Annotated in this window: 11 protein-coding genes; 6 read left to right on the top strand and 5 right to left on the bottom strand. The window is 33.1% G+C overall.

The window, feature by feature from the left end:
* Positions 1–311: 311 nt before the first annotated feature.
* Both G6042_RS01715 and G6042_RS01710 read left to right on the top strand, forming a co-directional pair.
* Positions 312–899 carry a hypothetical protein gene (locus G6042_RS01715; RefSeq protein WP_169522534.1) on the top strand — a complete coding sequence of 196 codons (588 nt, stop codon included), beginning with the start codon at positions 312–314 and terminating at the stop codon, positions 897–899.
* Between the two features lie 137 nt (positions 900–1,036).
* Positions 1,037–1,603, top strand: coding sequence for a hypothetical protein (locus tag G6042_RS01710; protein ID WP_169522533.1), 567 nt, complete (start codon positions 1,037–1,039; stop codon positions 1,601–1,603).
* Positions 1,604–1,723: 120 nt separating this feature from the next.
* Here G6042_RS01710 and G6042_RS01705 read toward each other — a convergent pair whose 3' ends face one another.
* The gene (locus tag G6042_RS01705) at positions 1,724–2,320 is read right to left on the bottom strand and encodes an NUDIX hydrolase (protein ID WP_169522532.1); all 597 of its coding nucleotides are present in this window, start codon (positions 2,318–2,320) and stop codon (positions 1,724–1,726) included.
* Between the two features lie 7 nt (positions 2,321–2,327).
* Between G6042_RS01705 and pyrE the strand changes: the two genes are divergently transcribed.
* Entirely contained in the window at positions 2,328–2,969 is a 642-nt protein-coding gene (gene pyrE, locus G6042_RS01700; protein ID WP_169522531.1) for an orotate phosphoribosyltransferase, read from the top strand.
* Between the two features lie 46 nt (positions 2,970–3,015).
* Positions 3,016–3,408, top strand: a complete 393-nt coding sequence (locus tag G6042_RS01695; RefSeq protein ID WP_169522530.1) for an SRPBCC family protein — start codon at positions 3,016–3,018, stop codon at positions 3,406–3,408.
* A gap of 417 nt (positions 3,409–3,825) precedes the next feature.
* On the opposite strand, the gene G6042_RS01690 is transcribed toward G6042_RS01695, so the two are convergent.
* Positions 3,826–5,748, bottom strand: a complete 1,923-nt coding sequence (locus G6042_RS01690) for an LTA synthase family protein (protein WP_169522529.1) — start codon at positions 5,746–5,748, stop codon at positions 3,826–3,828.
* 118 nt (positions 5,749–5,866) lie between these two features.
* Between G6042_RS01690 and G6042_RS01685 the strand changes: the two genes are divergently transcribed.
* Together G6042_RS01685 and G6042_RS01680 are read left to right on the top strand one after the other, a co-directional pair.
* Positions 5,867–7,639: an AMP-dependent synthetase/ligase gene (locus G6042_RS01685; RefSeq protein WP_169522528.1), complete on the top strand. Its 1,773-nt coding sequence runs from the start codon at positions 5,867–5,869 to the stop codon at positions 7,637–7,639.
* Between the two features lie 28 nt (positions 7,640–7,667).
* Positions 7,668–9,254: a helix-turn-helix domain-containing protein gene (locus G6042_RS01680; protein ID WP_169522527.1), complete on the top strand. Its 1,587-nt coding sequence runs from the start codon at positions 7,668–7,670 to the stop codon at positions 9,252–9,254.
* A 209-nt stretch (positions 9,255–9,463) separates the two neighbouring features.
* Here the strand turns inward: G6042_RS01680 and G6042_RS01675 are convergent, their stop codons facing one another.
* The 3 genes from G6042_RS01675 to G6042_RS01665 all read right to left on the bottom strand — a co-directional run.
* Positions 9,464–11,419, bottom strand: coding sequence for an OmpA family protein (locus G6042_RS01675; protein WP_169522526.1), 1,956 nt, complete (start codon positions 11,417–11,419; stop codon positions 9,464–9,466).
* Positions 11,420–11,435: 16 nt separating this feature from the next.
* The gene (locus G6042_RS01670; protein ID WP_169522525.1) at positions 11,436–12,347 is read right to left on the bottom strand and encodes a PorP/SprF family type IX secretion system membrane protein; all 912 of its coding nucleotides are present in this window, start codon (positions 12,345–12,347) and stop codon (positions 11,436–11,438) included.
* 61 nt (positions 12,348–12,408) lie between these two features.
* Positions 12,409–13,535: DUF7507 domain-containing protein (locus tag G6042_RS01665; protein ID WP_169522524.1), on the bottom strand; the 1,127-nt coding region annotated here is incomplete at its 5' end.

Below are 13,535 nucleotides of genomic sequence, written 5' to 3'. Positions count from 1 at the left end.
TGTTTTCTCTTTAATACACATTAGTTTTGTTTTTAACCAAATTACCAGCTGCGCAAAGTCTCCTGACTTTGAGCAATAAACAACACCGCTCCCGATTTTATTATTACCAGCTGCGCAAAGTCCCAGCTGCGCAAAGTCTCCAGACTTTGCGCAATAAACAACTCCACAACCTTTGTCAAAGTTTTGAACTTTAGCAAAGGTTTTTTATTTCTGTTGATTATATTTTTCTTACTAGTATTTTGGTATATTTGAGAAAAGGATTGTGAAGTTTTTCATCGTCCCGTTTTATTTGAAACAATACAAAATATTACATGAAAATTGCAATCTATCTATTTTTTTTAATTTCAAATTTAGGTTTTGCCCAAATGCCTGAAACAATAATTGAAAGTTCTCATCCCGATTATAATTGTAAAAGAACAAAAAATACTTCCTTTCAAAAATTAGCCGCTAGTTTTCCACTGAATAAAACAAGTAAAATACAATTGGTGTCTTTTGTTTATGTCAATACAATTTTTATCGATAATGATGGCAACCAAACGCACTCAATAATAGATAGTCTTCCAAGAATTGGTAATAAATTAGATTATAAAAATTTAAAAGAAGTTAAAAATCTTGAACTACCAAAAATTATTGAATTATCTGATATACTTTATAATTTTAACTATGATCCAAAAAAGGATGCTACTTTTCTTGGTACAAGCTGTTATGAACCTCGAAATGCAATTGTATTTTTAGATAATCAGGATAACATTGTAGAATATATTGAAATTTGCTTTTCATGTCTTGGTTATCATGTTTTTAATAAAAGTAAATTTGGCGATTTTTGCACAGGAAAAATTGATTTGATTAAAAACTTCTTTTATGCAAACGGCATCATGTATGGTGTATTAAAAGAATAATATTATTCTAATAATGTTTATCTACAATCCATACCTATAAACAACATAAGCTCAAATAAAACACAACCTTTGTCAAAGTTTTGAACTTTAACAAAGGTTTTTTAAAAATAAAACTAATTAAAAAGCACACTTATACTATGGTGGAAGATCAAAAAATTGTGAATTGTGATGATAAGGCGAGAATTAAAAGAATAGCTTTCGTTTTTAGTTGTCCTGGTCAAGAAGAAGAAAAGACCAAAAAATTAGTTTCTGGAATGACAGGATGTAATTTAGAAAAATTATTAAAAAACATAAAAGATGAAATCATAAAAGAAGATTTTAAAGACCGATATGATTTTACAATCACCAACTCTCATAATGAAGTTCATTATAAAGCATTGAATAATAGAACTGAACCTTTAAATTCAAAAATAAAAGAAGTAAAAAATCTTGAAAGATTAATAAACGAATTGAAAGAAGCAGAAATAATCATTTGCTTTGGAAAAAAATCAAAATATGCTTTAAGTCAAATTAAAAATCAACTTAAAGAAAACACCAAAGTACTTCATTCGCGTCATTTAGGGTTAATGTCTTTAAACCAAATTGAACTAGAAAAAGAAATTACTAATAAAACAGACGAAAGAATAAAAATAGTAGCTCAAAAAATAATAGATGATTATAAACAAAAGTCAGCTGAGCAATGTCTTTCTATTGAATTTGTCTAAAACTATCTTTGGTTAATCCAAAAAATGCAATCCAAATAAAATCGTTCTTGGAAAACCGCGAACTATCTATAGAATTGCATATATAAATATTTATTTCAAAAAAAACTCTAAACTCCCAACTTACTTCACTTCTTCCTCAAACAAGAGCTTTATATTTTCGTAGGAGTTTTTCAGAGCTTCTTTCACTTCTTCGGGATTGAACCAAGCTACTTTTTCAATGCCTTCGTTTTCCTGCGGCACAGGAATACCTTCAAAACCAGATTGCATTTCAAACCAATGCGTAACTTTTAGTTTGTATTTTCCGTTGCGTTTAAAAATATGATAGGTTTTTTGGAGTTTTTGGGTAATGAATAATTTACCAACTCCAGTTTCTTCTTCTACTTCGCGCAAAGCGGTTTGATCAATCTCCTCGCCTTTTTCGGTTCCGCCTTTGGGTAAATCCCATTTTCCGTTTCTAAAAATGAACAATACCTCGCCTTTTTTATTGTAAACTAATCCGCCGCCAGCTTTACAAACAGGAATTTTCTCTTTGATTTTTTTCAAAATTGCCTTTTCATCAGGATAATACAAATTCGCTTTCTGAATTTTGTTATTATGCATTTTGATGATGAGTTGCTCAATATCAACACTTTCTAACAAGAACAATTGAAAATCGGTTTCTTTAGCAACTTGATTTGTTAAGAAAAGAGGTTTATCGTTGACAAAAACTTTATACATTTGTGGTATGATTTTTAATAAAGACACAGCCGAAAAAACAGCCGAATTGCTTTTACAAATAAATGCAATTAAATTGAATCCTAAAAATCCTTTTACTTGGGCTTCGGGTTGGAACTCTCCTATTTATTGCGATAATCGTTTAATTCTCTCATTTCCAGCGATTAGAAATTTCGTTAGAGAAGAATTTTCTAAGCACATTGAAAAAGAATTTGGAAAACCCGATGTAATTGCTGGTGTTGCCACTGGCGCAATTGGAATTGGCATGCTTGTTGCCGAGTACATGGGATTGCCTTTTGTTTATGTTCGTCCGGAGCCAAAAAAACACGGAAGACAAAATCAAATTGAAGGTTTTATTCAAAAAGGACAAAACGTGGTGGTTGTAGAAGATTTGATCAGTACTGGAAACAGTAGTTTACTTGCCGTTGACGCTTTGAAAGAAGCTGAATTGCACGTGAAAGGAATGGTTGCTATTTTTACGTATGGTTTTGATGTAGCAACAGAAAACTTCAAAAAAGCCAATGTAGATTTACATACGCTAGCCGATTATGAACACTTACTGCATTTAGCCGTAGCCAAAAACTACATCACCGAAAAAGAATTAGCAACATTACAAGAATGGCGTAAAAATCCATCGACTTGGAGTGTTTAGTATTAAGACAACAGTATTAAGTATTAAGATAAAAGTATTAAGACAAATGAATTTAGAAAGCCCAAAAGTAACCGTAGAAAAATCAGCTGAGTATTTATATACTGCTTTGTCTGATGTAAAAAACTTTGAAAAATTAATGCCTGAGAATATCGCTAAATTTGAAGTTTTGGGCGATGATATTTTTAACTTTGGATTAAAAGGAATGCCGGAAATCAAATTAAGATTAAAAGAAGGCGTACCACATTCTAAAGTAAATCTTGCTGCTGCAAGTGATAAATTGCCGTTTACTTTAACCGCTAATCTTGACACCGTTTCTGATAATTCAACCGCTGTTCAATTGGTGTTTAATGGTGAATTCAACCCAATGATGGCAATGATGATTAAAGGTCCAATTACTAAGTTTATTGAGACTTTGGCACAGAATATGGGGAAATTATAATTTCTTAACCTTTTGTCATTTCGACGAAGGAGAAATCACATAACATTATAACTTGATGAGATTTCTCCTTCGTCGAAATGACAAAAAACCTAAAATCAATTTATTTATTGTAAATATTTAATAAAAAAATAGCTTAAAATTAGCATTGGAACAATTGCCGCTAATAAACGGTATGTTTTTGGCGATTTATTTAAAAATAACATAATCAAATAAAAAATACTAAAAGCTATAATTAATCCGCCGATTATAAATATTCCATAAATAACACCATTCATACAACTGGTTTTGTTTTCGGTTCCATAGTATGAAGCATTAAAAATCAAGAAAAAAACTATCATACAGAAATAATACGATATCGTTGACATCACAAACATTATCATATCACTATTAAGTTTCTTTTTATCCATTTTTTATTAATTACTTCACCGTTGTCAATCGCTTATCGATAACACGTTCCATATAATCTTGAACAAAAGCTTTACAGCGCAATTCCAGCGAATCCATTTCAGAAGTTCGATTTTTGATTAGATTGCGTTCCATTGCTTTGTCATTTTTATCGTAAAAACCAATGACCTTTTTCCCGTCAAATGTGCAGATGTAATTTCCTTCCATATATTGATATACATTCGAACCGTATTTAATCACAAAAGGAGGAACTTGTTTTTCGTTAACCAAACTTCTACCCCAACTTCTAAAAGGTTTTTTGTAACCAATCATATCCAAAAGCGTTGGATAAATATCGATTTGTTGTGCCCAATCATCGTTTACACCAACATACTTTTCATCTGGCGTAAAAAACAAAATCGGAACGGTATGTTTGTTGAATTCTTTTCTGTATTCGTCGTAAGCGATTGTATTTCCGTGATCGGCAACTAAAACAAATATCGTGTTATTGTACCAAGGTTGCTTTTTGGCTTCAGCAAAGAAACGTTTCAGTGCAAAATCAGTATAACCAATCGTTTGATGAATATTCACTGTTCCTTTATCAAATTTTCCTTCATATTTTTTTGGAACAACATAAGGTTCATGCGATGAAACCGAAAACAATGTTGCCATAAACGGTTGCTTCTTTTCAGTCAATGTTTTGTTGAAATACTGAAAAAATGGTTCGTCCCAAATTCCCCAAACGCCATCAAATTCGGCATCATTGTTAAATTCATTTTTGCCATAATAATGATCATAACCCAAAATATTCCCGAAACCTAAAAATCCCATCGAACCATTTGGTGCACCGTGAAAAAAGGAAGTGTCATAACCTACGCTTTTCAAAGTGGTAACTAATGATTCTATCTTTTGCTTCGGATAAGGCGAAGACGTAAACGCCACTTTAAACGACGGAATTCCAGCAATAACGGATGACATTCCGTGGATGGATTTATAACCATTAGCATACGCATTCGTATAAATCATACTATGTTGCGCCAGCGAATCAATAAAAGGTGTATAACTCTTAAAATCAGGGATTTTGGTATTCTTATTGAAAGCTCCGCTATATTCTCGACCATAACTTTCTAGAATAAAAATTACGATATTAGGTTTAGTTTCTGGGTTGTTTTTATACTGCTTTATCGGAACAATTAATTTATCAACTTGTTCTTTAGTAAGGTAATTTTCTTTTTTAAAAGCATTTGCAGTCCAAGTTCTAATAATAGCAAAAGGTGTATTCAAAACCAAATCAGCTTGCGACGGATTGGTCACATAACGACTGGCATCCAAAAGATTAATTGGTCGCGTACTTTTCTTAAAATCACCACGAATTCCACCAACACACAAAGCAACGATTAAAAAGAAACAGGCGATTGACGCTGCGAAATACTTTATGGACGGTTTTTCAGTTGAAGTAATCTTGACCTTTTTATACAATTTTATCCAAATAAATGTCGTTACAAAAAACAGTAAAAACACATGCCAATAATTAATCAAAAAGTTGAAAAACAAAGCCGCTTTGTTGCTTTCATTTTCTAGTGATTCTAGAGATGCTTTCGTACTTCTGCCAAAGATAAATCGGTAATAAATAAAATCAACAAAATTGAACGCATACATCAATAAATTGGTCACAAAATACAAATAGAACAAAAAGGTTTGGTATCCTTTTTTGGCATTAATAACCAAAGGTAAAATTGAAAAAAGGATAAATAATCCGTTGATGTAAAGTATCGAAGTGGTATCAAATGCTAATCCGTGATAACTCAGTCTAAAAAAGTCAAAAACACCATCAATTTGTATTAGCGAACTGTTGTAAACAAAAAATAAAACTCTCGCTAAAAAATAGAATACATAAGCTAATAATATCCTATAGAATAACGCTTTATATTCTTGTAAACGGGGAAATTTATGCATTGTAGATAGAAAATATTTTTTGCAAAACTACATATTTCACTACTACATTTAGCATATTTTAAATTTTTATTGTGTTTCATTACAATATTCCTTAATTTGCATCAAATTATTAACCACAATGACAAAAATCACGCGTCTTTTTGACTTTCCATACTATCAGTTAGAAAAAAATAATCTACCTAATTGTCTTGTTACTAAATATGACGGACAATGGATTTCAACTTCTACTCAACAATATTTAGATAAATCCAATGCTGTTTCTAGAGCTTTGATTCGATTAGGTATTCAAAAAAATGATAAAATAGCCATCATTTCTTCTACCAATAGAACGGAATGGAATATTATGGATATTGGTTCGCTTCAAGTTGGTGCTCAAACGGTTCCAATTTATCCAACCATTGCTGCCGAAGATTATGAATACATTTTGAACCATTCAGAATCTAAATATTGTTTTGTTTCAGATGATGTGGTTTATGAAAAATTAATGGCAGTAAAACATAACATTCCATTGCTACAGGAAGTTTATTGTTTTAATGAAATTGGCGGTTGTAAAAACTGGAAAGAATTATTGGAACTTGGTGCAGACAAAAGCAATCAAGATGTTGTTGAAGACCGAAAAAACAATGTAAAACCAGAAGAATTAGCCACGATTATTTATACATCGGGAACGACAGGAAAACCAAAAGGTGTAATGCTTTCACATAATAACATCGTGTCGAATGTACTCGACAGTTCGCCTCGAATTCCGTTTAACGAAGGAACAAGTGTTGCGTTGAGCTTCCTTCCTATTTGTCATATTTTTGAACGTGTAATTTTGTACATCTATCAATATTATTCGGTTTCTATCTATTTTGCCGAATCAATTGAAAAACTTTCAGACAATATTAAAGAAGTAAAACCAACTGTTTTCTCTGTTGTACCAAGACTTTTGGAAAAAGTATATGATAAAATCATTGCAAAAGGCGAAGATTTAAACGGAATTAAAAAGAAACTGTTCTTTTGGGCAATTGATTTAGGTTTGCGCTACGAACCTTATGGTGCCAATGGTTGGTGGTATGAATTCCAATTGAGCATTGCTAGAAAGTTGATTTTCAGCAAATGGAAAGAAGGTTTAGGCGGAAACTTGAATGTAATGGTTTCAGGAAGTGCTGCATTACAACATCGCTTAATCAGAGTTTTTGCTGCCGCAGGAATGCCAGTTATGGAAGGTTATGGTTTAACCGAAACTTCTCCAGTTATTGCGGTTAACGATCAGCGAAACAAAGGCTTCAAAGTTGGAACTGTTGGTCGAATGATTAACAATGTAGAAGTTAAAATTGCTGCCGATGGCGAAATTCTTTGCAAAGGTCCAAATGTGATGATGGGTTATTACAAAGACCAAAAACTTACCGACGAGGTTATTATTGACGGATTTTTTCACACTGGCGATATTGGCGAAGTTGATACTGACGGTTTCTTGAAAATTACTGACCGTAAAAAAGAAATGTTCAAAACTTCGGGAGGAAAATACATTGCGCCACAATTAATTGAAAATGCCATGAAACAATCCTTATTTATAGAACAAATCATGGTAATTGGTGATGGCGAAAAAATGCCTGGCGCTTTTATTCAACCGAGTTTTGATTTTATCAAAGAATGGGCAAAACGTAAAAACCTCAACGTTGGAACAACCAATGCCGAAATAGCTTCCAATCCTGATGTCATTGCTCGAATTGAAAAAGAAGTCGAAAAAATCAATGAAAAATTCGGTAACTGGGAGAAAATAAAACGCTTTGAACTTACTCCAGATATTTGGTCTATTGACGGTGGACATCTTACGCCTACGTTGAAATTAAAACGTAAAATTGTCATGGAAAAATATAAAGATTTGTATCAAAAAATATATGGTTAATTAGTTGATTATTTGTATTGAACACCTTATGAAGAAAAACTATCTTTTACTATTTATCCTACTTTCAGGTATTGCGTTTGCACAAAAAGAATCTGTTACTACCACCATTGACAGAAAAATTGATGATGCCTTCAATTTTATCAATACGGGAAATCCTAATAAAGCAATTCCTATTTTACAAAAAATTAATGCAGATTCTAAAAGTATAAATTACAAATTAGGAATTTTAAAAGCCGGTTATGCCTTAAATCTTATCTATTACAACAAAGCCGATTATAACAAAGTTATCACGCTTAGTGATGAAGCCATAAAAGCCGGTAAAGAAATAAAAAGCTATGTTTATCTTTCGCATATTCACAGAAATAAAGGTAATGCCTATGGCGAATTGGGTTTTATAGACAATAGCGGAAAAGAATATTTTCAGGCATTAGAATATGCTAAAAAGCTGAAAGACAAAAACGAAAAATATTATGCGGTAGCTTTGCTGTATGACAATCTTGGCGGTTATTATGAAAAAATAAAAGCACCGCAAGACAGCGTTTTTGCCTATATGGCGAAAGCATTGAAAGAAGTGGAAAAAATCAGTGATAACGAGGCTAATAAATCTATGGTCGCTGCCAAATACAGTTTGATTGCTTTTGAATACATGTGTTTTGGCGTAGAATATTCTAAGTTAGGCAAACCGGAAATTGCCGAAGACTATTTCAAAAAATCCCTTGAAATTTGTGAAAGTAAAAAATTCATGTCTTTAATAGACGAAATCATTTTGTTAAGCGAAATGGGACGTTTTTATTATTCGCAGAAAAGATATGTCGAAGCGATAAAATATGCTGAAAGAGGTTTGCTGACAGAGAAAAATTCGGGTTCGGCAAAAATAAGACGAGACCTTTTTGAAACGTTATCCAAGTCATATTTGGAAATAAACAAAACAAAAGATTCTAAAAAATACTTGAATCTGTTCACAATATTAAATGACAGTATCTCAAAAGTAGAAAAGGAAACAGTAAACATCAGCTCTAATGATATTGCAACCAAACAAGACGAAAACCATCTTGCCAATATCAAGAAAATATCGGTAATTTATATTTTGGCCGCCGGAATTTTGGTTTTGCTTGTCGCAAAATATTGGAAAAAACGCAATATAAAACTGAAAAAGAAGTATGAAGAACTCATCGCTAATTTGGAACTAAAAGCAAAAGAAAACACCGAAAAACCTGTTGCTTTCAAAGAAAACGCAAAGCAAAAATCCTTAACCATTATGGACGAAACAGTAAATGTATTACTGGAAAAACTTTCCAAATTTGAAAAATCGCACAAATACACCAAACAAGATATGAGTCTTCCTTCTCTTGCCGGTCAATTAAATACTAATACTAAATACCTTTCGGAAATCATAAAACAACACAAAGGAAAAAAATTCAGTGATTATATCAACGGTTTACGAATAGATTATATCACAGAACAACTTTATATAAATCCTACTTACAGAGAATACAAAACAAGCTATCTGGCTGAATGTTCCGGATTTTCTTCAAGAGAAGTCTTTACTGTTGTCTTTAAAAAAGAAACAGGAGTTTCACCTTCTTATTTTATTGAGAATTTGAAGAGTCGTTAATTGCTTTTTTAAAGCAATGTTCAGTCGCTGTTTTCAGTTGATAACCAAAACACCAAGTCATCATTTGTAAAAAAGTTGTAGAAATTTGTGTAATTTGCGTTGAAAAAATGACTGTAAATATCAGTGTTCATTTTTTAATTATCTTATAACCCCTAAAACAAAAAAGCAATCCTTTCGAATTGCTTTTTCTCATTAATCTAAATAATATATTACTTAGAAACCACAATAAATTCTGAACGTCTATTAAGCTGGTGTTCTGCTTCGGAACAATCAGATTTATTGGTTGGTTCACAAGGACAATTATTTACTAATTGAGTTTCTCCATAACCTTTTGCTGTTAATCGGCTAGCAGAAATTCCTTTATTGATTAACCAATGACGAGTAGATTTTGCTCTTCTATCTGACAAGCGCATATTGTATTCATACGTTTGACGACAGTCTGTATGCGAACGAATATCTATTTTCATCGTTGGGTAATCTTGCATTACCTGCAATATTTTTGCAATTTCTATTGCAGCATCAGGACGAATATTTGATTTATCCAAATCGAAATAAATGATAGGAATATTCAATGTTTTGGCTAAATCCATTCCTTCTTCAATTTCTACTTTGGTTTGTTTCAAGGCAATATCTACCATAGTCTCGCCGGTAGATTTTGGTGTTTTTATGTATTTTTCTTCAGTAGAGTATTTTTCTTTTTCAGCTCTTACTCTGTATGAAGTATCACATTTTACATATTCTTTACCAAAACTGTATTTACCGTTTTTATCTGAAACCGTTGTTGCAATCAATTTGCTGTTTTGGTCAAACAAACTCACTTTTGCATCGGCCAATATTTTGCCGGTTTCAACATCTGTAACTGTTCCTGCAAGTAGATGTTCACAAGCCAATTTCTTGATTTCGGTAAATTTATAGATATCATCATAACCTTGTCCGCCTTCTCTATTTGAACTTAAAAATCCGGTACGGGTTGTTGGATCAAAATAGAACGCAAAATCGTCCATTGGTGTATTGATAGGCTTTCCTACGTTTATGGCTTCGTCATAGCTGTTTCCTGTAATTTTTGATACAAAAACGTCCATTCCGCCAAGACCTTGTTTCCCTGTTGACGCATAATACAATTCGTTTTCAGAAGTTACAAAAGGGAAACTTTCTCTGCCTTCGGTATTTACTTTTGAACCTAAATTTATTGGTGTCCCAAAAGTTCCATCGGCATTAATTGCTACTTTCCAAATATCGGCATCGCCCAAAGTTCCCGGCATATCCGAAGCAAAATACAACCATTTTTCATCAGAACTCAATGCCGGATGTGCTACGTTATAATCATTGCTGTTAAACGGAAGTTCGGTAATATCTGTCCATTTTCCGTCTTTTTGGGTTGCTCGGTAGATTTTCAACAAAGTGATTCTTTCATCATCAAAACCTCTCTTTTTAAGATAGTTGTTTCGAGTGAAATAAATCGTGTTTCCGTCTTTGGTGAAAACCGGAGTTGCTTCGTTGAATTTTGAATCTAATTTATCCGAAAAGAATTTTGCCGATTGTTGTTTTCCGTCTTCATCTGCTTTGGAAGAATACAATGCGGAAAATGGCTGGTCATTCCAACCTTGTGTACGAGGAGCAATTTTTCCTGCTTTTCTTGTTGAAGCAAAAATCATTTCGCCGTTGTAAATTGTTGTTCCATAATCTGATAATTCAGAGTTTAAATCGCCTGCATTTTCTATGGTAAATCTTCCTGAATTCTCCTCGATAACCTGCAAGTAATTTTTCTCTGAAACAAATAGTTTTGCTCGGTCGTCAGCACCGTTTGCTTTGTTGAATTTATCCATATATTCCCTTGCTTTTTTGTAATCGCCAACGGATTTCAAACTTTGGGAATAACGGTAATAATATTCAGCATCAGTAGCTTCGGGTTTCAACGCAAATAATTCAGCATACCATTTTGCAGCATCAACATATTCAGCATTAAAATAATATGAATTACCTAATTTTTCGAGCATATCTACTGATTTATAACCTTTGTTGGCTACTTTTTTGTAGGTTTCTATGGCATCGATATAATTTAGGTTATTATACTCTTTGTCTGCTCTTTTTACCTGTGTTTTTTGTGCATTGGAAATCGTAAGTCCGCCCAATAACAAAATACTTATGTATATAATTTTTTTCATATAATTTGTTTTTCTGTTAGAAGAATCTTGGTGAAACTATACGTTTAGATTTGTTAAATAACTCATATCTCAAGAATATTTCGTGAGAACCAGAATTATAATTTGCTAGTTTAGTGGTTTCTGCGTCATAGGCATAACCAATAAACCAGTTTTTGTCAATTTGGAAACCTGCCAAAGCACTTACTGCTGCCGACCATCTCCAAGCTACACCCAAAGTCAACTTTTCGTTGAACCAAAAGTTACCTGTTACATCTAATTGTAACGGAGCACCGTTTACCGCTTTTGCTAAAGCTGCCGGCTTGAACTGAATATTATCTGCAAGATCAAATACATATCCTGTTATTAAATATCCGTGCATACGTTCGCTTGGTGTTGACTTTATGTTATCATCAAAATGTTCTGTTTCTAAAATATTAGGAACGGAAAATCCTGCATAGAATTTATCTGAATACAAATAAACTCCTGCTCCAAAATTTGGTGAAAATTTATTTTCGATATTATTTTGAAAAACGTAGTCGCCAGGAGTTACTGTAAGCATTGAATAATCTACGTCAAGCATGTGTGCCGTAGCTTTTAATCCGAATGCTAATTTGTAATTATCAGAAACGGGTATGGTATAAGAAAAATCTACTGAAACAGTATTTTCTTTTGCTACACCAATACGATCTCCTACCACTGTAAGCCCCAATCCTATACGTTCTCCAACAGGTGAATGTAATGAAAATACTCCTGTATCTGGTGCGCCTTCTAAACCTACCCATTGGGTACGATACATACCAAAGATGCTTAAAACATCTCTTGAACCAGCATAAGCCGGATTGATATTTATTGTATTGTACATATATTGTGTGTATTGCGCATCTTGTTGAGAATACCCAAAAGAGCTTGCAAACAACAGAAGGTAAATAATAAAATGATTTGTTTTCATACTTTATGTATTAAATCCCGGCGATTTCGTTCTTTTTTAAAAAAATCGCCGGAAAAATTAATTATTGACTAACGTATATATATCCTGTTTTTGAGTGATGTTTACCATCAAATCCTAAATATTTCAATACATACCAATAGTGACCTGTTGGCAATCCGTCGCCTTGATTAATAGTTGTTCTTCCGTTAGAAATTCCTTTGAAACCATTTACATCTGAATTTTCATAATTTTTAGTTTCAAATACTTTTACTCCCCAACGGTTGAATATTTCAATTTCATTAGAAGAATAACAACCTAAACCATAGATGTGCAAATAATCGTTTATTCCGTCGCCATTTGGAGAAACACCGTTGTTCACGATAATTTTACATCCGTCAGGTAACTCGATAACTGTCGGGTCGTCCGGATCACCATCATTGTCAGCATCAACATTACCAAAGTCATTTGGGTCATCTGATGTATCAGAAACAGCTTCACCATTTGTTCCAACTGCCGTAGCCGTTGCTTGGTTTGTGATAGAACCTGCAACCAAATCTGGTCCTACGATAACATAATTAGCTGTATAGGTAGCCGATTCGCCTACTAATAGTGTTCCTTCCGGAGAACCGAACATAGCACTTACAAATACCGGTACAGGTGTATTTCCTGCTCCGCTGAAATTAGTTTCTGTAACAACAACATTATTCAATGTAGTATTTCCTGTATTGGTTATTACAAAAGTATATGTTATCGTTTCGCCTGGTTGAGCATATCCGTCAGCATTTTCATCATTGAAATAACCTACTTTTGTCAATGCAATATTTGGGGCTTGCTCCAAAATAACGATTGTTGTCGTGTCATTCGGGTCAAACGGTGTTGGGTCTTCCGATTCATCGAATACAATATCGCCGTTTGGACCTTCTCCTTCCACAAAAGCGATATTCAATACCTGACCGATATTAATATCTTCCTGAATAATGTTATAAGTTACTGTTGCCGTTCCTATTTGTCCCGGTGCTAATGTTGAAGGATTTACTACTAAACCACTTACTCCAATAACCGTATCATCAATAGTCAAGTTACTTACCGTTACGTTTCCTGTATTGGTTACCGTAAAAGTGTAAACAATCGTATCGCCTACGTTTACAATAGTATCAGCATTCGCATCAGTATAAACACCGTCTTTCAATAAAGTGATTTGTGGTGTTT

The sequence above is a fragment of the Flavobacterium solisilvae genome, assembly GCF_012911605.1.
GTDB lineage: Bacteria > Bacteroidota > Bacteroidia > Flavobacteriales > Flavobacteriaceae > Flavobacterium > Flavobacterium solisilvae.
This window is presented reverse-complemented; position numbering and strand designations above follow the sequence as displayed.